This is a genomic window from Pseudomonas sp. NFACC10-1 (assembly GCF_900119195.1).
Lineage (GTDB): Bacteria > Pseudomonadota > Gammaproteobacteria > Pseudomonadales > Pseudomonadaceae > Aquipseudomonas > Aquipseudomonas cerasi.
The window spans coordinates 757277-782759 of record NZ_FPJB01000002.1 but is presented as its reverse complement, the minus strand read 5'-3'; the positions used below and the strand labels follow the sequence as shown (position 1 = coordinate 782759).

The 25483-nt window shown below is 58.8% G+C and carries 23 protein-coding genes and 2 pseudogenes; 15 read left to right on the top strand and 10 right to left on the bottom strand.

Annotation, left to right across the window (positions count from 1 at the left end):
- Positions 1-13: 13 nt before the first annotated feature.
- The 9 genes and pseudogenes from BT119_RS08260 to BT119_RS08225 all read right to left on the bottom strand — a co-directional run bounded on the left by BT119_RS08260 (position 14) and on the right by BT119_RS08225 (position 10200).
- Positions 14-652: a response regulator transcription factor gene (locus tag BT119_RS08260; protein ID WP_058398177.1), complete on the bottom strand. Its 639-nt coding sequence runs from the start codon at positions 650-652 to the stop codon at positions 14-16.
- A complete protein-coding gene (locus tag BT119_RS08255) occupies positions 652-1719 on the bottom strand; it encodes a sensor histidine kinase (protein ID WP_003432777.1) in 1068 nt (355 codons plus the stop codon). Before BT119_RS08255 ends, BT119_RS08260 begins: the two co-directional genes overlap by 1 nt.
- 51 nt (positions 1720-1770) lie before the next feature.
- Complete coding sequence (locus tag BT119_RS08250; protein ID WP_170846049.1) at positions 1771-3075, bottom strand: ABC transporter ATP-binding protein; 1305 nt, start codon at positions 3073-3075, stop codon at positions 1771-1773.
- Between the two features lie 22 nt (positions 3076-3097).
- Positions 3098-4852: an ABC transporter permease gene (locus BT119_RS08245; protein ID WP_072365316.1), complete on the bottom strand. Its 1755-nt coding sequence runs from the start codon at positions 4850-4852 to the stop codon at positions 3098-3100.
- A gap of 574 nt (positions 4853-5426) precedes the next feature.
- Entirely contained in the window at positions 5427-6131 is a 705-nt protein-coding gene (locus tag BT119_RS27760; RefSeq protein ID WP_371857167.1) for a methyl-accepting chemotaxis protein, read from the bottom strand.
- A gap of 198 nt (positions 6132-6329) precedes the next feature.
- Positions 6330-7316 (bottom strand): annotated as a pseudogene (locus BT119_RS27755) (methyl-accepting chemotaxis protein); the annotation flags it as partial.
- Between the two features lie 214 nt (positions 7317-7530).
- Positions 7531-8241 carry a methyl-accepting chemotaxis protein gene (locus tag BT119_RS27750; RefSeq protein ID WP_371857166.1) on the bottom strand — a complete coding sequence of 237 codons (711 nt, stop codon included), beginning with the start codon at positions 8239-8241 and terminating at the stop codon, positions 7531-7533.
- Between the two features lie 159 nt (positions 8242-8400).
- Positions 8401-8568: pseudogene (locus BT119_RS27745) on the bottom strand (HAMP domain-containing protein); the annotation flags it as partial.
- Between the two features lie 1407 nt (positions 8569-9975).
- Complete coding sequence (locus BT119_RS08225; protein ID WP_072365312.1) at positions 9976-10200, bottom strand: DUF6555 family protein; 225 nt, start codon at positions 10198-10200, stop codon at positions 9976-9978.
- A gap of 429 nt (positions 10201-10629) precedes the next feature.
- Between BT119_RS08225 and BT119_RS08220 the strand changes: the two genes are divergently transcribed.
- The 3 genes from BT119_RS08220 to BT119_RS08210 all read left to right on the top strand — a co-directional run bounded on the left by BT119_RS08220 (position 10630) and on the right by BT119_RS08210 (position 12347).
- Complete coding sequence (locus BT119_RS08220) at positions 10630-11511, top strand: manganese catalase family protein (RefSeq protein ID WP_003367889.1); 882 nt, start codon at positions 10630-10632, stop codon at positions 11509-11511.
- A 35-nt stretch (positions 11512-11546) separates the two neighbouring features.
- Positions 11547-11744, top strand: coding sequence for a hypothetical protein (locus BT119_RS08215; RefSeq protein WP_003367888.1), 198 nt, complete (start codon positions 11547-11549; stop codon positions 11742-11744).
- A gap of 105 nt (positions 11745-11849) precedes the next feature.
- Positions 11850-12347 carry a YciE/YciF ferroxidase family protein gene (locus BT119_RS08210; RefSeq protein WP_003367887.1) on the top strand — a complete coding sequence of 166 codons (498 nt, stop codon included), beginning with the start codon at positions 11850-11852 and terminating at the stop codon, positions 12345-12347.
- Between the two features lie 68 nt (positions 12348-12415).
- On the opposite strand, the gene BT119_RS08205 is transcribed toward BT119_RS08210, so the two are convergent.
- Positions 12416-12934: a DUF4142 domain-containing protein gene (locus BT119_RS08205; RefSeq protein WP_072365310.1), complete on the bottom strand. Its 519-nt coding sequence runs from the start codon at positions 12932-12934 to the stop codon at positions 12416-12418.
- A 334-nt stretch (positions 12935-13268) separates the two neighbouring features.
- Between BT119_RS08205 and BT119_RS08200 the strand changes: the two genes are divergently transcribed.
- The 12 genes from BT119_RS08200 (at position 13269) to BT119_RS08145 (ending at position 25374) form a co-directional block, all read left to right on the top strand.
- Complete coding sequence (locus tag BT119_RS08200; RefSeq protein WP_072365370.1) at positions 13269-14720, top strand: iron-containing redox enzyme family protein; 1452 nt, start codon at positions 13269-13271, stop codon at positions 14718-14720.
- Positions 14717-15664, top strand: coding sequence for a methyltransferase (locus BT119_RS08195; RefSeq protein WP_072365309.1), 948 nt, complete (start codon positions 14717-14719; stop codon positions 15662-15664). Before BT119_RS08200 ends, BT119_RS08195 begins: the two co-directional genes overlap by 4 nt.
- 159 nt (positions 15665-15823) lie before the next feature.
- Positions 15824-16237: a VOC family protein gene (locus tag BT119_RS08190; RefSeq protein WP_058398179.1), complete on the top strand. Its 414-nt coding sequence runs from the start codon at positions 15824-15826 to the stop codon at positions 16235-16237.
- Positions 16238-16512: 275 nt separating this feature from the next.
- The gene (locus tag BT119_RS08185) at positions 16513-17292 is read left to right on the top strand and encodes an ABC transporter ATP-binding protein (protein ID WP_003367881.1); all 780 of its coding nucleotides are present in this window, start codon (positions 16513-16515) and stop codon (positions 17290-17292) included.
- A gap of 1 nt (position 17293) precedes the next feature.
- Complete coding sequence (locus tag BT119_RS08180; protein ID WP_003367879.1) at positions 17294-18244, top strand: ABC transporter substrate-binding protein; 951 nt, start codon at positions 17294-17296, stop codon at positions 18242-18244.
- Positions 18241-19284 carry a FecCD family ABC transporter permease gene (locus BT119_RS08175; RefSeq protein ID WP_058398181.1) on the top strand — a complete coding sequence of 348 codons (1044 nt, stop codon included), beginning with the start codon at positions 18241-18243 and terminating at the stop codon, positions 19282-19284. The genes BT119_RS08180 and BT119_RS08175 overlap by 4 nt, the downstream gene beginning before the upstream one ends.
- A gap of 185 nt (positions 19285-19469) precedes the next feature.
- On the top strand, positions 19470-20798 hold the full coding sequence (locus BT119_RS08170) for a UDP-glucose dehydrogenase family protein (protein ID WP_161437944.1): 1329 nt from the start codon (positions 19470-19472) through the stop codon (positions 20796-20798).
- Positions 20795-21790 carry an NAD-dependent epimerase gene (locus tag BT119_RS08165; RefSeq protein WP_058416429.1) on the top strand — a complete coding sequence of 332 codons (996 nt, stop codon included), beginning with the start codon at positions 20795-20797 and terminating at the stop codon, positions 21788-21790. Before BT119_RS08170 ends, BT119_RS08165 begins: the two co-directional genes overlap by 4 nt.
- Positions 21791-21801: 11 nt before the next feature.
- Positions 21802-22545 (top strand): glycosyltransferase family 2 protein, encoded by a 744-nt coding sequence (locus tag BT119_RS08160; RefSeq protein WP_003432750.1) that lies wholly within the window; start codon positions 21802-21804, stop codon positions 22543-22545.
- Positions 22542-22826 (top strand): lipid-A-disaccharide synthase N-terminal domain-containing protein, encoded by a 285-nt coding sequence (locus tag BT119_RS08155; RefSeq protein WP_003367870.1) that lies wholly within the window; start codon positions 22542-22544, stop codon positions 22824-22826. Before BT119_RS08160 ends, BT119_RS08155 begins: the two co-directional genes overlap by 4 nt.
- Positions 22823-24352 (top strand): ArnT family glycosyltransferase, encoded by a 1530-nt coding sequence (locus BT119_RS08150; RefSeq protein WP_072365305.1) that lies wholly within the window; start codon positions 22823-22825, stop codon positions 24350-24352. Before BT119_RS08155 ends, BT119_RS08150 begins: the two co-directional genes overlap by 4 nt.
- Before the next feature lie 41 nt (positions 24353-24393).
- Positions 24394-25374, top strand: a complete 981-nt coding sequence (locus BT119_RS08145) for an SdiA-regulated domain-containing protein (protein WP_058416427.1) — start codon at positions 24394-24396, stop codon at positions 25372-25374.
- Positions 25375-25483 lie beyond the last annotated feature (109 nt).

Genomic DNA, 25483 nt, shown 5'->3' with positions numbered 1-25483 from the left:
CGTGGGCCGGTGATCAGTGCAGCTCTTTGAGGCGCTCGGCAAACTTGACGAGGTCGGCCAGGGAATCGGCTTCCATCTTGCGCATCACCGAGCCACGGCGGACCTTGACGGTGATTTCGCTCACGTTCAGCCGGGCTGCAATCTGTTTGTTGAGCAGGCCGCTGACCACCAGCTCCATCACCTGCTGCTCACCGGAGTTGAGGCTGGCGTGGCGGCGCTGCAGTTCGGCTTCGACCGCGGCACTTTTGCGTCGACTGCGATCCTGCGCCAACCCCTGCTGAATGGCGTCGAGCAAGTCCTGATCGCGAAAGGGCTTGGTCAGAAACTCCACCGCACCGGCCTTCATGGCCCGCACGGACATGGGAATGTCGCCATGCCCGGTGATGAAAATGACCGGCAGGGAAATCCCCGACCTGGCCATATGCTCCTGGAAGTCCAGACCACTCATTCCAGGCATGCGAATGTCCAGAATCAGGCAGCCCGGCGCGTCAGGACGCGGCGTGTCCAGGAACTCGCGGGTCGAGCCGAACAGCATGCTGCGCAACCCGACCGAGGCCAGCAGATCCTCCAGCGAGGAGCGCACCGACAGGTCGTCATCAAGGACGTAGATGATCGGCTCTTCGGCCTGTGATGCGGCGGCAACTGTGCTCATCAGGTTTCCATCTTTCCGGTGGGCAGGGTGAAGTGAAACGTAGCACCGATTGCAGGGTTGGGGGTGACCCAGATGCGCCCGCCATGAGCTTCGATGATCGAACGACTGATCGCCAGACCAATCCCCATCCCTTCCTCCTTGGTGGTGTAGAAAGCATCGAACAACCGATGGATGTTTTCCGGTGGCACGCCGATACCGTTGTCGCTGACCGCAAATTCGATATCACCGCCGTCATGCCAGCCCACCCGAATCTCCAGTTGCGCCTGATCCGCCTCGAGCTTTTTCATCGCATCGACGCCATTGAGCATCAGGTTCAGCAACACTTGCTGGATCTGCACCCGATCAGCCAGCAGCGGCGGCAGGCCCTCCGGAACGTCGACCAGCAGTGCGACGCCCTGCCCCTCTATCTCGCTGTGTGCCAGCGCCACGATCTCGGCGACGGTATCGGCCACGCTGATCCACTCCTTGTGAGTGGACGAACGCTTCGCCAGCGCGCGCACCCGGACGATGATGTCCCCGGCGCGGTTCGCGTCACTGATCATGCGGTCGACAGCCTGCCGGGCCTTCTCCAGATTGACCGGCTCGGTGGCCAGCCAGCGCTGGCAGGCATTGCCGCTGGTGACAATGGCTGACAGCGGCTGATTGACCTCGTGAGCAATGGACGCCGTCAGTTCACCCAGTTGATTGACCCGTGCGATCCGCGCCAGCTGTGAGCGCGCTTCATGTACCGAGCGGATGGCCAGCGCCATACGCAACGCCAGCCAGGTGGTCATGGCGATGGCCGCCAGGCTGATGATGCAATTGATCAGCCCGGACGCCTCACTGCCTCTGGAGGTCGTCATCTCGTAACTGATCACGGTCAGCACCATGCACAGCAACGCCATCGCGATAACGCCTGTGGACGGCAGGAACCTGACCGCCAGCAGCACCACAACAATCTGGAATACGCCCACGGCGATTTCCAGGTCGGTCAAGGTGTCGGCAACTGCAATGACCAGCGCCAGCATGAGCAACGCGATCAGCCGCACCGCCATAGCAGCCTTGCCGTAGGATTCCGGTTCACGCATGCGCATCATCCCGCTGGTTGCAAAAGGCCTGTTGAGTATGTCCTACAAACCTCAGGACGGGTTGTCCAGGCTGAACTGATCGGTCAGTTCGTCATAGGCGAACAACTCCGCGTAGCGCCCCCATTGAATCACTGCGTTGAGGGTCTGCATGGCATCGCTTTCAGACATGAAGTCTTCGAGTTGATCACGAAAGCGCCGTGCCGGTGCCGTGTGCGTGGGACGGTCATCCAGCACCCGACGGATATGCGCCACCAACGGCACAAAGCTCAGCAGGTGCTGGGCGAACAGTTGCTTGCGCTCGTCGACATCCGCCAGCGCATAGCGATTGGCGGCAGGCAGCAGGCGAATGTCGCCGCCCTTCAGTTCAGCGAAGCGCAATAGTTGCAGCACCTCGGCAATCGGGAACAGCTCGTCGGCGTTGTAGTGCAGCGCAGCGGCCAGCTCCGGCAGGTCGGCTTTGAGGCTGTAGGGCGGCGCGTGAATCGCCTCGATCAACCCTGCCAGTGCGTTGGTGGAAACCTGTGGCAACACCATTCCCAGCCCGGTGCCCGGAAACACGCCCTGACGAATCTCGCCGGCGTCGTTGTCCTGGGTCATCAGCACGTAGATCTCTTCCACCAGCGCCCGAAAGATCGGGTCCTGGCGGTTGCGCGGCTGGGGCAGATCGACCTTGATCTCGCTGATCACCCGGCCAGGATTGGAGGAGAACAGCAGGATGCGATCGCACATCAGCACGGCTTCGGCGATGTTATGCGTCACCATCAGGATCGACTTGATGGGCATGCGCCCCTCGCTCCACATGTCCAGCAAGTCAGTACGCAGGGTTTCGGCGGTGAGCACGTCGAGCGCGGAAAACGGTTCGTCCATCAACAGCACGTCAGGATCGATGACCAGCGCGCGCGCCATGCCGACCCGCTGACGCATGCCTCCGGACAGCTCTTTGGGGTAGGCGCTCTCGAAACCGTCCAGGCCGATCAGATCGATGGCCGCCAGTGCGCGCTTGCGGCGTACGGCGGCAGGCACACGTTGCGCTTCGAGGCCAACTTCGACGTTTTCCAACACCGTCAGCCAGGGAAACAGCGCAAAGCTCTGGAACACCATGCCCACCGACATTGCCCGTCCTTGCACACGACGAGGGAAATTCACCTCACCTTCGGTAGGCACCACCAGCCCGGCGATGGAGCGCAACAGGGTCGACTTGCCCGAGCCGGACCGGCCCAGCAGGCCCACTATTTCGTTCTCATTGAGCGTCAGGGTCACGTCATCCAGCACCAGGCGCTCTTTGCTGCCTTTGCCGTACACATGTCGGACTTTCTGAACATCTACCAGGCAACGCGTTTCGACAGCCATCATGATGGCGCCCTCCCCTTACACAAGATCAGACAAGACTCAGACGTCGCTCGGCGAACCCGTACAGCGGGCGCCACAGCAACCGGTTGAACGCAATCACGAAGACCGACATGACCACGATGCCCAGCGCAACGCGCGGAAAGTCACCTGCCTGGGTCGCATTGGCGATGTATGACCCCAGGCCTGCCGCTTCCAGATGCTGATCGCCCCAGGAAACCGCTTCGGCAACGATACTGGCGTTCCACGAACCACCCGACGCGGTCAGCGCACCGGTGATGTAGTAGGGAAACACGCCAGGCAGCGCGACACGCCGCCACCACTGCCAGCCGCGCATGTTGAACATGATCGCCGCTTCGCGCAGGTCAGTCGGCAAGGCGCTGGCCCCGGCGATCACGTTGAACAGGATGTACCACTGGGTGCCGAGCACCATCAACGGCGACAGCCAGATATCCGGGTTCAGGTGCAGGCCGACAATCGCGATCACCGCAAAAGGAAACAGAACGTTGGCCGGGAACGCCGCCATGAATTGCGCGATTGGCTGCAAGCGTTCGGCCCAGACCGGACGCAAGCCGATCCAGATACCGACGGGCACCCAGATCAGGCTCGCAATGACGATCAGTACGATCACACGCACCATCGTCGCCAGGCCCAGACCAAAGGCAGTGACCATGTCGCTGACGCCCAGAGAGGCTTCGATGAACCTGAACAGGTACACGCTGCCAGCCAGGCAGGCGGCCATGACCAGCCCTAGCCACGCGTAGTCGAGCACGCGGACGACGCCTGGGGTGAGCTTCACTTTCCACAGCCGGGAGAACACGCGCCAGTCGATCAGCATCAGGCATTTCCACGGCGCAGCCAGGATCGAACCCAGCATCGGTGCCACACGGGAGCGGCCCAGCACGCTGTACATCCACGAGCGCGGGCGCTTCGACGATGCGGTTTGCTCGAAGCGGAATTTGTCCGCCCAGGCGACGATCGGCCTGAACAGCAATTGGTCATAGGCCAGAATCACCAGCGCCATTGCGCCCACTGCCCAGGCAATCGCCGCCAGGTTTTTCTGCTCGATGGCCAGCGCCAGCCAGGAACCGATGCCCGGCAGATTGACCGTGGTGTCGCCGACCGAAATGGCCTCGCAGGCGACCACGAAAAACCAGCCGCCGGACATCGACATCATCATGTTCCACACCAGCCCCGGTATGGCGAACGGCAGTTCCAGGCGAGTGAAGCGCAGTACCGCAGACAGCCCGAACTGACGGCTGACCTCGTTAAGGTCACTCGGTACGGTGCGCAGTGACTGATAGAAACTGAACGCGAGATTCCAGGCCTGGCTGGTGAAGATGGCAAAGATCGCTGCGCATTCGACGCCCATCTGCCGACCGGGAAACAGGCCCATGAAGAAGGTCACGGTGAACGTCAGAAAACCCAGCACCGGCACCGACTGAAGAATATCCAGCGCCGGGATGATCACTTGCTCGGCCTTGCGGCTTTTGGCGGCCAGCGTGGCGACGACAAAAGTGAAGATCAACGAAGCGGCCAGCGCGATGAACATACGCAGTGTGGTGCGCAATGCGTATTCGGGCAGGCGCGCCGGGTCGAGGCTCATGGGACTCGAATTCAGCACCGCGAGCGGCTGCATCATCTGGCCAAGGCCGTAGATGAACAGACCAATGAACAGGGTCAGGATGGCCAGGCAAATACCATCGGCCCAATAAGGCGTGCGTGCACCGGGTTTTACAAAACGGGGCGTCCGCAGGCTTTTACCGAATTCAGATATCGAATGCATTGCTCACCTCGAGCCGGCCGCGCAGGCGCAGACCCACCTGCTTTATAAACAAACAGGCAGTCAGCGATAACAGATAAAGGCCGTGAGTTAATAGTTGCCGGACAGTGAGGTAAAGCTTATAGCGTTTCGATCAACAGTAGAAACCTGCAAAAGTAGCTCATGTTTATCTGGAAGTATGAGTGAGGTATACCAACGTATAGTTATATAACTATCACCCCGTTATTCAGGCCAGTTAAGCGTCGCGCAAAAGAACATTATCGTGCCCATGCTCGGCGTAGGTATGCCGTTCCGGACGCTCCGCGTACTCCCTTGAAGAAGCGGTGCGACCTGGAGATGTGACGCGGAGCGTCACGAAATGCATTCCCACGCTGGAGCGTGAGGAACGATAGGTGGCCGGCTGGACTATCGTGCGACGCTCCGCGTCGCATGCCGTTCCGGACGCTCCGCGTCCTCCCTTGAAGAAGCGGTGCGATCTGGAGCTGTGACGCGGAGCGTCACGACATGCATCCCCACGCTGGAGCATGCGGAACGACGGGTGTCCGAGTACTCCGCGTGGGCATGACCGTCAGGTGGATCACACCCGGAAGTGGCTGACCATCATCTGCAGCTGGCCACCGAGGCGTGCCAGTTCGACGCTGGAGGCTGCGGTTTCTTCGCTGGCTTCGGCGGTCTGTTCGGATACATCGCGAACATTGACGATGCTGCGGCTGATTTCGTCGGCCACCGAGCTTTGCTGTTCGGCGGCGGCAGCGATCTGCTGGTTCATCGCCTGGATGCTCGACACCGTACGGGTGATGCTTTCCAGCGACGTACCGGCCCTGCGCGTCAGTTCGACACTGCTGTCTGTCAGCGTGCGGCTGCCGAGCATGATGCCCGACACTTGGCGCGTGCCGTTTTGCAGCGCCGCCACCAGCCCTTCGATTTCTTCGGTGGACTGCTGGGTACGCTGCGCCAGACCACGAACTTCGTCGGCCACCACGGCAAAACCCCGGCCGGCTTCCCCGGCACGTGCTGCTTCGATGGCGGCATTGAGGGCCAGCAGGTTGGTCTGTTCGGCGACCGCCTTGATCACATCCATGACCTTGCCGATCTTGTCACTTTCCTGCTCCAGCACGTTCATTGCGTCGGATGAGCGAACCACTTCAGCGGCCAGTCGCTCGATCTGCTGGATGGCCTCGCCCACGACCTTGTCGCCATCACGCGCCTGTTTGTCGGCATCGGAAGCCGCCACGGACGCCTGTTCGGCATTGCGTGCCACTTCATGCACCGTCGCCGACATTTCATGCATGGCCGTGGCCACCTGGTCGGTCTCGACTTTCTGGCTGTTGACCCCTGCACTGGTCTGCTCGGTAACTGCCGACAGTTCTTCAGCCGCGCTGGCAATCTGGGTAACGCCGTCGCGAATACCGGAGATCAGTTCGCGCAGGGTTGTCCCCATGCGCTGGATGCCTTGCTGCAACACACCCAGTTCATCGCGTCGGGTGACCGCTTCGGTGTGTGTCAGGTCGCCGGATGCAATACGTTCGACGATGGCCAGCGTATCGCGCAATGGGCGAGTGATCTGACGCGTAATGACCACAGCGGCAAGAATGCCCAGCAACATGACCAACACCACACACCCTATCTGCAGGCTGCGCGCCTGAGCAGTGTCTTCCTTGCCCATCTGCATCTGCAGGCCATACAGCTCTTCGCCCAGTTTGACGATGGTCGCACCTTGAGTGGTCAGATCCTTGCGCACGCTCGCAGCTGTCTGAGTGGTTGCCTTGAAGGCATCGACCGAGCTGCGGTAATTGCGCAGAGCGCTTTCAAACTGTGCGATCTGTTCGCGATTGGCGGAACCAAAAGCAGCCTTGAGCCTGTCCAGACGACTGATCGCGCTATCCAGTTGCTGGAAGGCTGCTGCCTCGGTCTTGTCATTCGGGTTGCCGGTATAGCCGCGCACTTCATAACGCACGAGGATCAGGTCTTGCCGAGCGCTGTTCGCCAACTGGGCCAGATCGAAGCGTGCCGGATCAGAAGGATCGATCTGCATGACCGCCTTATTCAACGACTCGACAGCCTGCATGGCCGCTGTCCCATTGGCGGTCATCTCGTTGCGCACTTTGGCCCCGGCCTGGTACACGGCGCGCATGCTGTTCAGGGATGCTTCATAGTCGCGAGTGACATCGGCCAGTTCGCGCAGCGGCTTGAGGTTGACCGGATTGTTGAAGCTGACGAGCAGTGATTGCTGCTGCGCCTTGAACACATCCAGCTTGCCTTGCATGTTCTGTGCTGCGGTTTCATCGCCGTCAGTCAGCATGTATTGCAGACGCGCGATTCGCAGGTTGGTCAGGTTGTCACTCAGCTCGGTGATATCGCCGATTCTGTCGGTGCGATTGATGAGCTTGTCGAGGCTGGTCCAGCCAACGAGGGCGAGCACTGCCGTGAAGAAAAGAACGGTCCCAAAGCCCAATGCCAACTTCATGTTGACGCTGATATTCGCAAATCTGCTGTTCATAAAATCTCCTGAAAATGCTTTTTTGTGCGCAACGAAAGAGCTGAGATTTGTTTTTATAGACAGCAAACCCGCGCGCCAGAGCTATCGGCCGCAGAAGAGCAAAACTTGATCGGAAAAAAGCAATCCGCGCGAAAGCGCCGATTCGGGAGGGAAATCGGGGGCTGAACAGCCCCCGATTCAATCAGGCAATCAGTTTGAAACGTGCCACAACATTGCGCATATCGCTGGCGACGCGTGCCAGTTCATCGGCGGTAGCCGCGTTATTGTCGATCCCCAACATCAATGTCCCGGAGCTGTTACGAATCTCCATGACATTGCGGTTGATGTCTTCGGAGACCGCATGCTGCTGCACCGCAGCACTGGCGATCTGCGTGTTCATCTCGACGATGCGCTCCACGCCCTGACTGATGCTCGACAGGCTGCCCGAAGCATCACTGGCGGCACTGATGCACGCATGAGCCTTCTGCTGGCCGGCCTGCATCTGTTGCACGGCAGCATCGGTCGCACCTTGCAGTTGCTGGATGATGCCGCGAATTTCTTCGGTCGACGCCTGAGTGCGCGAAGCCAGCGTGCGGACTTCATCAGCCACCACGGCAAACCCGCGACCCTGCTCGCCCGCCCGCGCTGCTTCGATGGCGGCATTCAGGGCCAACAGGTTGGTCTGATCGGCAATGGTGCTGATGACCTGGATAACGCCACCAATCGACTGACTGTGCAGGGCCAGCGCCTGAACCTTCTGAGCACTGACTTCCACTTCTTCGGCCAGAGCCTGAATGGTCGAGTGTGCCTGGTGCATGATGCGCAGACCGTTACGTGACGCGGTGTTCGCTTCATCAGCGGCCAGTGCGGCACCTTCGGTGTTCTGCGCCACGTCGGCGACGCTGGCGGTCATCTCGTTGATCGCGGTCGCCACTTGCTCCGTTTCAGCCTGCTGCGCGTTCATCGACTGCTTGGCCAGGCCGATGGATGAGCCCAGACGGGACGCTACATCAGACAGTTCGTAAGAGGTGCGGTCCATGTGCGAGATAGAACTGGCGAAGGCCTCGGCCATCAGGTTCAGACCATTGGCGATATCAGCCACTTCGTCCTTGCTGACGACCGTTACGCGTGCACTCAGATCGCCCTCGCCCAGACGGCGGGTGACGCCCAGCAGGCTGTCGATGGTCAGGCGCAAGGCACGGTAAATGCTGCAGAACGCGTAGAGCAGCAACAAACCCATGATCACACACATGGCAATGACTATTCCGCGCTGCAGCACCAAGGCGTCGTAGCGCGCATTCAATTCATCCTGAAGCGCAGTCTGAATTTCGTCCTGAGCCTTGTAGAGTCCCGAGACAACCCCGTTGCCGCGCGCGCTCAGCGACTGCCCCTGCTGCACCGAAAACTCTGTGCCCTTTATGTACGCGTGCAGGTCGCTGCGAAAGCTGTCCATCGCTGCAGTAGCGGCAGTGATCGGGTCACTGATGCGCGTTGCGAGCTCTGGCGAACGGCGCTTGAGCAGTCGAATACTTTGCTCCAGCTCGGCCCGAAATTGCAGTTCGATCTTCAGCAGGCTCTCGAGCGAGCCGCGCATCGATACACTCAGCCCCTGGCCGGTCATCAAACCTGCCGTGATGCCGCGGATCTGACCGGCAACGTTGATTTCCCGGGGCATACGAATGGTGCTCAGATCAATCAGAAACAGCGAGGCGTAATCTTCGTCCAACACCATGCCCGAGGTAGCCGAGACGTAGTAGATAAAGTTGAGTGTCTGGGCCAGTTGCTCATTCCACTGGGCGAACACGTCATCCTGAGAGAGGCCTGGCTTGATACTGTCCATCAGGGAACGGGCGCTTTCACGCAGGCGCTGTACGCGGTTCTCGGTTTCCAGTTGCTGCCCCTGTCGTGCATCAATATCGGCAAGGTTGGCAAGCGCGGTTTCAAGCTGAGCGCGGTTGCTGATCACATCCTGAGCGGCGGAGGCATCGCCGGCCAGCAGACGGTTGCTGGCCGCGCGCTGCAGCATGGAAAGTCGCAGAACGGGCGTGGTCATTTGCAGGTACTCACGGCCAACGCGCTCTTGCGCGACCGTGTCGATGCTTGCATTCAGACTGTTGAAAACCCGAAGACCGAGAACGATCAACGGGATGACGATAATGATGGCTAAAACGACAAACTTGGCAGGGAAACGCAGGCGGTTGGTGAGGTAGATACCAGGCGAAAGGATGTTCATAGCATTCTCTTTTTAATTAGGGTGTCCGATCCGGGCGGAAAAGCTCCTTTCTTTGCATCACGGGTAATACGGGCAGCTATGCCGCGCTGAACGAGGTCATCCGTTCAGATGGAGGCATATTGCCATCACTTCAGAGCAATGGCTTTTCAGGAAGTTCAATGGGTGCCATAGCCTGATAGTCCGGCTATCGGCCAGAGCACGTTTAACATGAGGTCATGGGCATCGGGCAAATGAAGAAAGGGAGAGACTTGCGGGTACGAGGCTTGCGGCAGGCATATCCGAATGAGGGTATTCAGGCGGGAAACAAAGGCTCATCTGACGGATCTGGCGACCGTAGACTTTTCAAAGGTAATACCGTCGTGCGGCATCGTGACGCACGACGGCAGGCGTCGTATCGAGGTGATTCGAGGGCTTTCAAGCCCTCGCCCACTCCACGTTCGACAGACCGAGCTTTTCAGCCTGAGGCTTGCTCAGCTTGGGTACCGGGTCGGAACGGTACTTGGGGATCGCACCGAACCCGGCATCCACTGTAGCCCAGTGCCAGGCCTCTTTGTTATCCATGGCACCTGCTCGTATGTAGAACGTCTTGTAACTGCCATGCAGCAGGTAATCGATACGGTAGTGTTTTTCATCAGCCATTGTGTTGCTCCTGCTTTGTCGACTTGCAAAACAGATCGCAGCAGTTTCAAAAAATTCAAAATATTAATGCCATAATCTAAATGATGTCATGCTGCCATCTTATGATGTATGTTTATACCTGAACCGAACGGTTTAGTTAGCGATAGAGTTTGTTTATAACTGCACTTTTTACGCTTTTTTCCTGCGTAAAACAGCAACGGCCTCCAGCCCCATCCAAACAGGCTTCTTCGCCACTATGAACGAACATTCAGCCACGCAAGGGGAATAATCAAATCCTATTGAACGGTGGTTTTAACACCGCCGGTCCTCTTTAAAAAAGTTAGCAGTAACGATCGCGCTCCTGAGTCTCTCATAACCTGTGACTGCGTTGAATCAAGCCCATGCACATGGGTTGACGCTTCCCGAGAGATCAAAGCCTGAGGATACGACATGTTCATGTATAACAAGCGACTTCAATACACCGTCCGTGTAGCAAGACCCAATCCTGGACTGGCCAACCTTCTGCTTGAGCAGTTCGGCGGGGCTCAGGGTGAACTGGCCGCGGCCGGACGGTATTTCACTCAAGGGCTGAGTGAAGATGATCCAGGCCGTAAAGACCTGCTGATGGATATTGCCACTGAAGAACTAAGCCACCTTGAAATTGTGGGCTCCATTATTGTCATGCTCAATAAGGGTGCCAAAGGTCAATTGGCTGAAGGTATTGAAGAAGAAGGCGAGTTGTATCGCTCTATCAACGGTAACGGCAATGACTCACATATCACCAGCCTGCTGTACGGGTCCGGTGCGCCGTTGACCAACTCTGCCGGCGTGCCTTTTACAGCGGCTTATATTGATACTATCGGCGAACCGACAGCAGACTTCCGTTCCAATATCGCCGCAGAATCCAGAGCCAAGATTGTTTACGAGCGCTTGATGAACGTGACCGATGATCCGGGCGTTAAAGAAGCGCTGGGGTTTCTCATGACTCGGGAAATCGCGCACCAGTTGTCTTTTGAAAAAGCCCTCCACGCCATCCAGCCCAACTTCCCACAGGGCAAACTGCCGGGCATGCCGGAATTCACCAACAAGTACTTCAACATGTCCGGCGAACCCAATGTACGCGGTGCGTGGAATCAGGGTGGTGACTGGGAATATGTGGAGTCGCCACAAGCGGCCGTCGATGGCGGCGAAGGCACGGCCTCGGTCACGCTGGATGAAAAGGATACAGAGGTGCTGGAAATGTTGAAGGAGCGGACCCAGTCCGATCCGGCCGCCAATCCGATTACCGGTGCGGATCTGGGTTCTGGCTTTGTCCAGGGCAAAGATGCCTGAAACGGCAACCCTTGTTTTGTTCAGGAGAATGAATCATGAAAAAGCTCAGCTCCCGTCAACCTCTCACGCCTCGCGACGAGTTGGATAGCGCGTTGACCGACAGGGTATTTGTAAAAGGGCTTCGTGCCTTCGAGGCGCAGGCGCTGCTTGCGCGCAGAGGCTTTCAGGTGGTGATGGCAACCAAGGGTTTCGGCGTTGGAACCCTGCTTGAAAACAGCCTGCCACGGCGCTGATCACACCGATCATCAACGCTACGCGCTCCATCAAACTTGTCCACAGGTCGGCAGACAATCGGCCCGCGTGTGGACAAGTCTCTCTTCGCTGAAAAGGGTAAGAACATGACTCGCACGACCATAGAAGATTTGTTCATTCACGAACTTTCAGACGTTTACAGCGCTGAAAAGCAAATTACCAAAGCACTCCCGCGTCTCGCACGCGCTTCGACCAATCCGCTTCTGGCAGAAGCCTTCAAGGCGCATCTTGAAGAAACCCAAGGTCAGATCGATCGTATCGATGAATTGGTGGAAGGTGCTGGTCTGAAGCTGAAACGCATGAAATGCGCAGCCATGGAAGGTCTGATCGAAGAAAGCAAGGAATTGCTGGAAGAGATCGAGAAAGGCGCAGTACTCGATGCGGCCCTGATCGGGGCATGCCAGAAGGTCGAGCATTATGAGATCGCCAGTTACGGCACACTCATCGCCATGGCCAAACATCTGAATATGAAAGAAGCCGCCGCTCTGCTGAGTGCCACATTGGCAGAAGAAAAAGGCGCGGACGAAAAGCTGACGGCGATCGCTGAACAGGGCGGAACCCAGGCGGCCACTTCGAAAAAGTAATGATGATTTCCAGCGGTACCCACATGACGGTCTACAGGGTGTAGATCCCGTCATGCGGTGCAGTGGATTTACTTTTTGGCAGCATCACCGCCATGCGCAGCAGCGAGTTTTTTCGCATGCTCCAAATGCTTCTCCAGCGTAGGCAACGTCGCCTTTGCAAAGGCCTTCAGCTCTGGATCCTTGCCATTCTCGGCCTCTTCCTTGTATAGCTTGATCGCCTGCTCATGTGCGGAGACCTGATTGTTGGCATATGCCTGATCGAACGACTTCTCGCGCATCTCCAGAATCATCGCCTTGGCCTTGTCCATCAGCATAGGGTCTTCGGACACTTCAAGGTTGTTGCTTTTTGCGATGGCAGCCAGCTTCTCATTGGCGGCGGTGTGGTCCGTGACCATCTGCTTTGCAAATTCCTTCACATCTGCAGAGACGCCTTTCTCATCCTGTGCGAGCTTGCCAACCTGAACTTCGGCGATGCCTTTAGCAGAGGCATCTTCCACAAAATCATCAGCGTCCTGAGCAGCAAAAGCCATTTGCGAACCTAGCGAAAGTGCCAGGGCAATGGCGCTCATGCGAAAATAATTGTTCATTTTCGGTCATCCTTTTATGGGCTGAATACATCATCGTTATCGATGACATGAACGTTACGACCTGCTTCAAATACCTGCGTTCAGCCTTTTTGATCGGACACGGCATACGCCGATACCACGGTCACCTGTTGCGGATGTAAACCCGGACCGGCAATGCATTTTTTCCGCGCGACCATCGCCCCTTGGAATAAGCGCGATCACCACCTATCGGTGCCGGGGAAATTACGCTGAATTTCCCTGTATCGAGGCACTCACTTATCTACGTTGCACAAAAAAACAGAAAGTCCCGAATGACCGCGTCAACGTGATGTTCAACTGCCGAGGTACGATTTTCATGACGTCTCTTCAAGTGATGACCGGCAACGCCGTCGTCAAAACCGTCGTTGAAGAAGCCCGTTCAAAAACCGTCTATCAATCATGGATGAATGAACGTGCTCCCGAACATCAACACGATGCGGTCCTGTTTCTGAATCACTGCCTGGCCCTGGCCGAGCGGGAACACTGCGACCTTCCGGCCCAGCCCGAAGCGCTTGAACAGTGGATGGAGCAGAACGTAGGGGTCGTGGCTGATCAATATGCACTCTATCTTGAGCAACGCCGCGCTGGAAAACCGAGACGGTTTTTCAAGAACAAAGCGCACGCGATGTATTTCATTCAGCAGGTCGCACCGACCAAAATGGTCGACGGCGCCTGGCTATACGGATTGCTGCCGCGCTGGGCAGACTACCGCTTTCACGGCCTGATTCGGACCTACCTTGAAGAGCTCGGTGACGGCGAACAAGCACAGAATCATGTCTCGCTGTACCGGAAACTGCTGGCGGATCTGGACTGCGATACCAGCGCGCCACTGGCAGACGATGCCTACCTGCAAGGTGCGATTCAGCTGTCACTGGGGCAATTGAGCGAGCAATACCTTCCCGAAGTCATTGGTTACAACCTGGGCTATGAACAGTTGCCGCTGCACTTGCTCATCACATCATTCGAGCTGAATGAACTGGGCATTGACCCTTACTACTTCACCCTGCATGTGACGATCGATAATGCCAGCACCGGCCATGCGCGCAAGGCTGCACAAAGCGTCCTTGAGCTGATGCCTGTTGGCCAGGAGCGCGACGAGTTTTATCGTCGTGTCGCCAGTGGTTATCGCCTCAATGAGCTGGGCATGGGTTCAACTCAAGTGATCCAGTCGTTCGACCTGGAGCAGGAAGTGATCGCCATGCTCGAGCGCAAGCGCACGTTCGGGCAGCACATGCATTCCGATTACTGCCGTCTCGACGGCAAGACCGTCAACGAGTGGCTCGCCGAGCCCGACCAGATCCCGGAATTTCTTGCCGTGCTGCAGAACAGAGGCTGGATCAAGCGTCATGAAGATCCCCTGCACAGCCGTTTCTGGAAGCTGTTCGAAGGCGCCGGTGCGCCAATGTTCGGCGTCTTCAACGGTTATGAAAAGCAACTCGTGCACGACTGGATCGCCGGCGACTCACTGTCCGATGGCAGTGCTCAGCCCACGGTCGGCAAACGGCTTCCGGAAGCCTTTCGCTCGCGTTTCCGCAATCTGCAAGACGGTGCTCAGCCCTCCCCCGCGCTTGCGGTGCCTGCTTCAGCAGATGCTGATCCGGACGTGCGCGAACTGCACATGAGGCTGGAGTCTGCGACCTCCTCCGAGAAGATGACTACGTTGATCGAAAGCATGTCGCCAGCAAGACACGCAACGGCTGCCGGTCTACACGCGACGCGTCTGTTTGTGAGCAGCATGGCCGAGCGAATGACGGGAGCGCACGCATGAGTCATGCCCTCCCCGACAGCGCCGCGCTCATTGCATTGGCGCAGCGCCTTGAGACCAGTGGCTATCGCTTTATCACGCCCACCCCTTTGACCCATCAATACGTCAATCAACGCTCGGGAAATCGTCTTGCCGCGTCGCTACGCGATGTGTTCGGCTGGAGCCGGCTGATACCGGAATCCATGCTGCCGGTCGAAGAGGCTCAAGGCCTGCTGGCTGCCGGTATTCTGGAGCGCAAGGAAGACGGCTTGAAAAGCCGGGTGAGATTTTCCAGCCTGGATGATCTGCTGCTGGTGCATTCGGCGTTTCCTACCGCAGATGAAGACTCGGTATTTTTCGGTCCGGATACCTATCGCTTCGCGCAGTCCATCAATCGTCACCTGCAAGGCACGTCGCACCCGATCAACCGCGCCGTCGACATCGGCTGCGGTACGGGTGCCGGCGCCATGTTGATTGCGGTCGCCCGTCCGCAGGCTCAGGTGCATGCCGTCGACATCAACCCCAAGGCACTGCATTTCGCGCAGACCAATGCCGCGGTTGCCGGGCTGAAGAATATGGAGTGCTGCCACAGCGATATTCTCTCGGGCCTGAACGGAAACTTCGACCTCATCGTCGCCAACCCGCCCTACATGAAAGACACCAGGCAGCGGGCCTACCGCCACGGTGGTGATGCATTGGGCGCGGACCTGTCCGTGCGCATCCTGCGCGAATCACTGGACCGCCTCACTCCGGGCGGCTCGCTGGTGCTTTACACCGGCGTGGCCATGGTGGGCGAGCACGATCCGTTCTTCGAGGCGGTGCAGGCCGATATCGACCATGCGGCACTGGCATGGACCTACCGTGAACTGGACCCGGATGTCTTTGGTGAAGAGCTGCTTGAAGAGGGCTATGAGGACGTGGACCGTATTGCAGCGGTGGAGCTGGTGGTCACCCGACGCTCTGCATGACCCGCCGAAATAGCTTCGATAGTTCATGCTTATAGCGCGCATAAGAACCGAGCATTGGTCAGCCTCTCGGCATCCCGGTGAAACTTGTCACGAGCCGTCGATCAACACCTCACTGTTGATCGATGCAGGCTCGTCGCACACCGAAAAGGATGACGACACATGCCACGCCTGAACAGGATTATCGAAACAGCCCTCTACGTAGAAGATCTGGCGAACGCCAGGGAATTCTATTCCGACACCCTTGAACTGGAAGTGATGTTCGAAAGCGCGACATTGGTGGCGTTCAACGTCGGAGGTGTGAGCACCTTGCTGCTGTTCAAGCGCGGCGCTTCACTGCAGACGCAGTACCTGAGCGGCGGAGAGATACCGCCCCACGATGCCCAAGGCCGGATTCACGTGTGCTTCGCCATCAATGCCGACGAGATGCAACTCTGGGCTGATCGCCTTGCCAGAGCCAGCGTCGCCATAGAGGGCCGCACAGAGTGGCCCAAGGGCGGATCGAGCATCTATTTCCGCGACCCTGACGAAAATCTCGTCGAACTCCTCACGCCCGGCTGCTGGGCGATTTATTGAATCGTCAAGGTCACACGTTGCGCTGCAAAGGTGGGTCGATAAAGCGGGGCAATCGAATGTTGATACGCGAGTGTGCTGCGCCTTAAATGTTATGTTATAACAATTGAGCATTTTTAACTCAGCCTCCTCCAGCGATCTTCCCACGCCATGATCAACCCTGTTTTCCAATTCCTCCCCGTAACTACCAGACACGCCATGCAGGCCGGTCAGCACATTCGGCAATGGATACCGGTTGAGCCGCCCTCGCTGCACGTCATTATAGGCCCGCGTGTTTGATGCTGGCGCTGGAACGCCTCGCGTGGGCACCGGAACAGACGTCAGTCTGCACGCACGAACACTTTGCCTTGAAGGATATCGACCTGCAGATCGCCGCAGGCGAGTTCGTCGGCCTGATCGGGCCCAACGGCAGCGGCAAAACCAGCCTGCTGCGTTGCGCATTCCGCTACAGCCGCCCGCACAGCGGCAAGGTCGCAATCAATGCTCGCGATATCTGGTCCTGCAGCCCGCGCTGGTGCGCCCGGCATGTGGCGGTGGTTGCCCAGGAGTTTCCCGATTCATTCGGCCTGACGCTGCTGGATGTGGCAAACATGGGTCGCGCTCCCCATCAGGGATTCTTTGCCGCAGACAGTGACCACGACCGCGCGATTGTGCAAAACGCGCTGAACGCCGTCGGGCTGGCGGGCTATGAGCAGCATCGGTTCGACACGCTCTCCGGTGGCGAAAAGCAGCGTTGTCTGCTGGCAAGGGCGCTGGTGCAAGAACCCCGATTGATGGTGCTGGACGAGCCCACCAACCACCTCGACCCGCGCCATCAACTGGAATTGCTCGGGCTGGTCAAACAGCTCGGCATGGCCACGCTGGCCAGTATCCATGACCTGAACCTGGCGGCGGCATTCTGTGATCGCCTGTGTGTCATTCATCACGGCCGGCTCATTGCGCAAGGCACGCCGCAGGAGGTGCTAACCCCGGAAATGCTGCTCAGTGTGTTCGGCGCCAAGGCGCTGGTCGACAGCCACCCTCTGCGTGACTACCCACGCATCACCTGGATACCCTGACATGAACTGCCTGTCCGCCCGCCTGGCATTGGCAACGCTGCTATGCAGCCCGATGGTGCATGCCGCCTACCCCGTCACCGTGCAAAGCTGCGACCGCTCAGTGACGTTCACGGCTGCGCCGCAGCGTGCCGTCAGCAACGATGTGAACCTCACCAAAATGATGGTTGCCCTGGGTTTGCAATCGCACATGGTCGGCTACAGCGGCATCACCGGCTGGAACAAGCCCGATCAGGCGCTCTTACGCGACCTGGGCAAACTGCCCGAGCTGTCCAGTAAATATCCGTCTCTGGAAACGCTGCTCAATGCCAACGCCGACTTCTATTTTGCCGGCTGGAACTATGGCATGCGCGTGGGTGGCGATGTTACGCCGCAAAGTCTCGCCCCGCTGGGCATCAAGGCCTATGAACTGACCGAATCCTGCGCCCAGATAATGCCCCGCACCGAAGCGACGCTGGAGGATGTCTACAACGACCTGCTCAATCTGGGCCGGATATTCGACGTGCAGACCCGGGCCGAAACACTGGTCGCGCAGATGCGCCGCAGCGTGACCGACGTCGAGAAAAGCGTGGCAGGCAAATCGCCGCCCAGGGTATTTCTGTATGACAGCGGCGAAGACCGGCCGATGACCGCCGGGCGCCTGGCGATTCCTCAGGCGTTGATCAGCGCTGCAGGCGGCCGCAATGTCATGGGCGACATCGCAGCCAGCTGGACCCACGTCAACTGGGAGTCGGTCGTGCAAAGCAATCCCGAGGTGATCGTGATCGTTGACTATGGCGAAGTCAGCGCTGCGCAGAAACAGCATTTCCTTGAAAGCAATCCGGCACTGCAATCCGTGGACGCGATCCGCAACCGACGTTATGTCGTGCTGCCCTATGTGGCGGTGACGCCCGGCATTGACAATGTCACGGCCATCGAGACGCTTGCAGCGGCATTTCATGACGTGAAGCGATGACGCTGGCGCAGTGGCTGACTGAACGGCCGCGTCGTTATCTGGGCCTGTTGATCGCTCTGACGCTTTTGCTGTTGGCGTCGTGCCTGGTGTGCATCACCTTCGGCGCGGCCCCTGTGCCCTTGAGCCGGGTGATGGCTATCCTGATGTTCAAAGTCTCGGGTTCTGCCGAACATCCACCGCTCTGGACCGCGGGTCAGGAAACCATCGTCTGGCTGATACGTACGCCCCGCGTATTGCTGGGCGCGCTGGCAGGCGCAGGACTGGCGCTGATTGGCTGCGTTCTGCAAGCCGCGACCCGCAATCCGCTGGCCGATCCGCATTTGCTGGGAGCGACCTCGGGCGCCACGCTTGGCGCAGTGATCGTGGTCATGCACGCGGGCGAAGTGTTTGGCACGCTGACATTGCCACTGGCCGCCTTTGTCGGCTCGCTGGTCAGCCTGTGCCTGGTGCTATGGCTTGCCATTCACCAAGGCAGGCTGGACAGCCAGCGCCTGCTGCTCGGCGGCGTGGCCGTGTCCTTCGTGATGATGGCAATCGCCAACTTGTCATTGTTTCTGGGCGACCACCGCGCCAGTTCCTCCGTGCTGTTCTGGATGCTCGGCGGGCTGGGTCTGGCCCGCTGGGAGTTGCTTGCGGTGCCGTTTATCACGGTGCTGTGCGGTTGGGTCCTGCTGCAAGGGCTGGGTCGCTCACTGAACGCGCTGATGGGCGGCGACCAGACCGCCGTGAGCCTTGGCCTGCAAGTGCGCAACGTGCGCCTGCTGGTTTTTCTGATCGCCTCACTGATGACCGGCGTACTGGTTGCCCTGTGCGGCTCCATCGGTTTTGTCGGCCTGATGGTGCCGCACATGGCCAGACGCCTGGTGGGCTCGGAGCATCGACGATTGTTGCCTGTCGCCACCCTTCTGGGCGCATTGTTGATGGTCTGGGTCGACGTCATCTCCCGCACGCTGATCGCCCCCGAAGACCTGCCGATAGGCATAACCACCGCCTTGTTGGGAGGGATTTTTTTCATTTTCATGATGAAGCGCGGTCAGTGATTGGCAGTCCTGCTTGCGGCGGGCAAACAGGACTGCCCGCCGCCCTTCCTGCTACATGACAAACTCGTGTCATCGTTTCTTAACACCTTTATGACATTTATTTTGCGCTGGTTATTTCAGGCTGCCAAGGCACCTGAAGACAAACTGGCTCATCCATTCATGTCATGAGGCGGAAGGAGCGACACTTGAAAGTGACAGTGTTCGGAACCGGTTATGTGGGGCTTACCCTTGCCGCCTGTCTGGCTGAGGTAGGTCATACCGTTTGTTGCATGGATGTCGACAGCAAACGCATCGACGCGCTGCGCGATGGTATATGTCCGATATTCGAGCCCGGTCTTGGCGAACTTCTGCGCAACGGCCTGGACTGCAAGAGACTCAGTTTCACAACCGATGAAGTACACGCCAGTCGCTTTGCAGAGTTGGTATTCATCGCAGTCGGTACGCCAGCGCAAGCCGATGGCAAGGCGGACCTGAGCCAAGTGTTTGCCGTACTGGGTTCGGTAATCAGACACGCCGAAAGTGCCCGGATCATTGTCAACAAGTCGACCTCGCCAGTGGGCACCGTTGACCGCCTGCTCGCTGAGATCGCTGCCAGTCCGCGACGTGATGACGGCTTTGAAGTGATCAGCAACCCCGAGTTTTTCAAGGAAGGCTGCGCGGTCAGTGATTGCCTGCGTCCGGATCGCATTATCGTCGGCGGCGCCAGCCCGCGGGCACTGGAGCAGATGCGCGAGTTGTATCAGCCCTTCAGTCGCAACCGCGAGAAGTTTGTGGTCATGGATGCGCGCAGCGCGGAGCTGTCCAAATATGCAGCCAACTGCCTGCTGGCGACCAAGATTTCGTTCATCAACGAGATCGCCAACCTCGCTGAACAAGTAGGTGCCGACATAGAACAGGTGCGGCTAGGCATCGGCTCCGACCCGCGCATTGGCTATGACTTCATCTACCCGGGCTGCGGTTTCGGTGGCTCATGCTTTCCCAAGGACTTGCAGGCGCTGATCGGCACAGCCAGCGAGCACGGCGTGGAAACGGCGTTGCTCAACGCTGTGGAACAGGTCAATCGCCGCCAGAAGCACCGCCTGTTTGAAAATATCCACACGCATTATCACGGTGATCTCAGGGGCAAGGTGTTCGCCGTCTGGGGACTGGCCTTCAAGCCCAATACCGATGATATTCGCGAAGCCTCCAGCCATACCCTGCTCAAAGCACTCTGGGCAGCCGGTGCCAGGGTTCAAGCACACGACCCTCAGGCGATAGAAGCGGTCAGGCATCATTACGGCGAGCGAAACGACCTGCAACTGGTGCACTGCAAGCAAGATGCCCTGGAAGGCGCAGACGCTTTGGTGGTGGTGACCGAATGGCAGGACTACCGGGTGCTGGATCTGGACCGGCTCGGCGAAAAGCTCGGTGATCGCGTGGTGTTCGATGGCCGCAACCTGTTCGATCCGTCGCAACTGCATGAGGCGGGCTTTACCTACTACGGCATTGGTCGTGGCCGGGCGGCTCAACCATGACGGTACTGGTGACAGGTGCTGCCGGATTCATCGGGTTTCATGTCGCCAAGCGTCTGTGCGAGCTCGGCGTAGAGGTCGTCGGCATCGACAACCTCAACGATTACTACAGCGTCGAGCTCAAGCAATCGCGCCTGGCCATCCTCCAGCGCCTGCCAGGGTTCACGTTCCACAGGCTGGACATCACCGATGCCGAAGGTCTGTCCGCGCTCTTCGCGCAAAACGCCTTCGAACAGGTCATTCATCTGGCGGCTCAGGCCGGTGTGCGTTACTCGCTTGAACAGCCAAATGTTTACGCCCAATCCAATCTGGTCGGCTTTATCAACGTGCTCGAGGCCTGTCGGCAGCATCAACCGGCGCACCTGATCTACGCGTCGAGCAGCTCAGTCTACGGCGCCAATACGCGCATGCCGTTTCAGATTGAGGATGCCGTCAACCGGCCGCTGTCCCTGTATGCCGCCACCAAGCGCGCCAACGAACTCACTGCCTACAGCTATTGCCACTTGTACGGCCTGCGCGCCACAGGGCTACGCTTTTTCACCGTCTACGGACCCTGGGGCCGGCCGGACATGGCGCTGTTCAAGTTCACAAAAGCCATGCTGGCCGGGCAGCCTGTGGATATCTACAACCACGGCGAAATGGCGCGCGACTTCACCTACATCGACGACATTGTCGAAAGCATCCTGCGCCTGCGCCTGCTGCCGCCCGACACGGTTGGCAGCGAGCCGCCCCATCAACTCTTCAATATCGGCCGGGGCCAACCCGTCAAGCTGCTGGAGTTCGTCGACTGCCTGGAGGCCGCGCTAGGCCTGCGTGCCGAACGACGCTACCTGCCCTTGCAAGCGGGCGACGTGCTGCAAACCTGGGCTGACGTCAGTGCGCTGAGCCAATGGATCGACTTTCAACCACAGGTCTCGGTCGACACCGGCGTCAGGGCCTTCGTCGACTGGTATCGGGAGCACTACCAGGCCCGGCTCCGTGTGCCACTTCAATAACAAGGACTTCCATGACCACGCCCACTTTTCTATCCGTCGTGATCCCGGCCAAAAACGAAGCCGATAACCTGCCCAGCCTGATCAAAGAGATTTGCACAGCGCTGGACGGAGAACGCTACGAGATACTGGTCGTTGACGACGGCAGCACAGACGACACCTTGAAAGTGCTGACGCACCTCAAGGACAGCGGGCTGACCGTGTTGCGGATCCTGCGCCACGAGCGATCACTTGGGCAGAGTACCTCGGTCTATCACGCGGCACTGGCGGCCAACGGCACCTGGCTGGCGACCCTGGACGGTGACGGTCAGAACGACCCGGCGGATATTCCCGGGATGTTGGCGCTGGTACGCGCTCACGCAAACGGCTCCGGGGCGATACAGCTGGTGGCCGGCCACCGAGTGAATCGGCGCGATACCGCCAGCAAACGCTGGGCCTCGCGCTTCGCAAACGGCCTGCGCAGCCGGCTTCTCAAAGACTCGACTCCAGACACCGGGTGCGGCCTGAAACTGATCGAGCGGGCCGCGTTTCTGCGCCTGCCGTACTTCGACCATATGCACCGGTTCATTCCAGCACTGATTCAGCGACATAACGGCCGTATGGTCACGCATCCCGTCAACCACCGCCATCGCCAGGCCGGCGTGTCCAAGTACGGCAACCTGGACCGCGCGCTGGTGGGCATTCTTGATCTGGTCGGCGTCTGGTGGCTGATCCGCCGGACTCGGCTGGATGTTCAGGCACAGGAACTGCGGCCATGAAGCCGGACAACGAGACCTTCTGGCTGATCCTCGGCTTTGTCGGGCAGGCCGTATTTACCGGCCGCTTTGTCCTGCAATGGCTGTACAGCGAATTCAAGAAGCGCAGCATCATCCCGGTGGGCTTCTGGTATCTGAGCATGCTGGGCAGCACGATCCTGCTGGCCTATGCCATTTACCGACAGGACCCGGTCTTCATCGCCGGCCAGGCCTTTGGTCTGCTGGTGTACATGCGCAACCTGCAGCTGATCAGCCGACAGGCCAAGACACCTGAGGAGCAATGACGGTGCGAACTCACTTTTCGCCTCGCCTTGAGGGATGGCTACTGGTCGCGCTGGCCGTTTTACTGGTCGGGGGCGGCTTGGGCGTGCGTCTGCCGCAGAACGTGGATGAAGAGCGTTTTCTCGGCGTTGCCCTGGAAATGCTGCAGAACGGCTCATGGTTCGTCCCGCACCGGGCCGCGGAGATCTATGCCGACAAACCGCCGCTGTTCATGTGGGCGACGGCATTCTTCATTTGGCTGACGGGCAGCCCGAACATCGCGCTGTACCTGCCTGGGCTGCTCTCTGCAGGCGCGACCACCGCAGTCCTCTACGATCTGGGCAGCCGCCTGTGGAACCGGCGCATCGGTCGGTACGCCGCCTTGTTATTCCTGGCGACCTATCAAACCTACAGCATCCTGCGCACCGGACAGATCGACAGTTTTCTGTGCCTGTGGATTGCGCTGGGCTTCTACGGCCTGGTTCGCCACGTGTTACTCGGACCGGCCTGGGGCTGGTTCTATTTCAGCTGTGCGGCGATGGGCCTGGGCATTATCACCAAGGGCGTCGGTTTTGTTCCCGCCTTGATGTTGATCCCTTACGCCTATGCCGCGCGTAAAGGTTGGCACGGTGTGGTGGCGATGCCAGGACAGGCCGCGCGCTGGGCGCTGGGGCTGCTGGCGTTATTGCTGGCCTGCTGCCTGTGGCTGGTGCCGATGATTATCTCGGTCGTGCGTGACGGCGGCCCGGAAGGGTTCGCCTATGTGCAGGAAATACTCTTGCACCAGACAGCCAATCGATACGCCAGCGCCTGGGATCATCGCGAGCCCTTCTGGTATTTCTTCGTCAAAGTCATCCCGCAGTATTGGCTGCCGCTGGTGTTGGTGCTGCCCTGGCTGATCCCGCCCTGGCGCCGACAGTTGAGCAAGCGCGATGGCCGGGTTCTGGTACTGCTCGGCTGGGTGTTGCTGGTGCTGCTGTTCTTCAGCCTCTCCAGTGGCAAACGCAAGATCTACATCTTTCCAGCGCTGCCCGGCCTGGTACTGGTGGCTGCCCCCTTGCTGCCCTGGTTGTTGAAACGCTGGTTCCACGACCGCGTCAGGGCTCGGCGAATTGTCCCGGCGGTGGTGGTTATCTGGCTTGGTCTGTGGTTCGCCAGAGGGTTCGTCGAACCCGTCATAGAGGGCCAAAACCCACACAAGGAACTGATGGAACAGGCCGCTTATGTCACGCAAGGTGCCGATCTGGTGCTGGTCAACTGGCGCGAGGGGCACTGGCTCTATGCACGCCAACCCATTGTGCATTTCGGTTTTGCCAAGCCGTCGGCAACCGAACAGGCTGCCCGTTGGCTAAGAGAACACCCCGACACCTTTGCGCTGGTGCCAGGAGAGCAACTGGCCAATTGCTTCTTGCCGGAAAAAGCCCGGCCGCTGGGCCAGACCTCCAGAGCTGACTGGTTCATCGTCGATGCCGATGCAGACAACGGCCGGTGTAAACCGGAAAGTCCTATGCAGGCCTATCGCTTCGCGTGGCAGCAAAATGTTGATTAATCGCCCGCCCAGCCGCCCAACACGCGGGAGTGCCTGACGCCATGCAGCTGGAAACGATAAAGGCAAAGCGCCTGACGTGGTCGAACGTCGCACGAAGGCAGGTATCACTCGCACAACTCGTGCTGAGTGCAGGTGCTCTCGGGCTGCTGATCCTGGCCTATGCCGTGTCGACACACTTTCAGGTCCACCAACAGCTGTACCAGTACGGTCGCACCTGGTTAAAGGGCAATACGGCAGCCGACAAGAATATCTGGCTGCCGGATTTCCATGTGGTTATCGACGCCAAACCACTTGCCCCGGACGTCGCCAATATCTCCGGGATCACCTACGACTACGACAATGACCGACTGCTGGCAGTGACCAATAAAGGCCCCATGCAGCTGCTGGCACTGGACGTGAACGGCGACATAATCGCCCGCTACCCATTGATCGGTTTCGACGACACCGAAGGTGTGGCTTATCTGGGTAACGGACGCATCGTGCTGTGCGATGAAGATCTCCAGCAACTGGACATCATCACGTTGCCGACGCAGGCACGCCCCATCCACGTCGAGGAAGCTCAGTTCATTGCACTACTGATCAACCCCAGTATTCATAACAAGGGATTCGAAGGCGTGACCTATGATCCCGCCAACGACCGCCTGTTCGCGATCAAGGAACGCGATCCACGGCAGATGTTCGAAGTTTCCGGCGTCCTGCACTCCATCGATCAGGGCCGCTTGCAGATCAAAGTTGCCGACCGGCTGGACTGGATCACGAAAAGTGTCGCTGCACGCGACCTTTCAGACGGCTACTACGACCCGCGAACCGGCCATTTACTGCTGCTCAGCGACCAGTCGCACTCGATCACGGAACTGGACAGCAAGGGACGATTCGTCAGCATTCGATCCCTGCTGGCTACCTTCTCCGACCTCAAGCACAGCGCCCCCCAACCCGAAGGCCTGACCATGGATCGCGCAGGCAACCTGTACGTCGTGAGTGAGCCGAATCTGTTTTACAAGTTTTCGAAAGTGCCGGAATAGGTAGTGAAGAAACCTGGTCTTGAGGATGACTTTCGGGGAGTGGGGGTAGGGTCTTTTTCGGGAGAGCTAATGGAATTCGGAAAAATATGCCAGTTGCTCAGGACGTGAG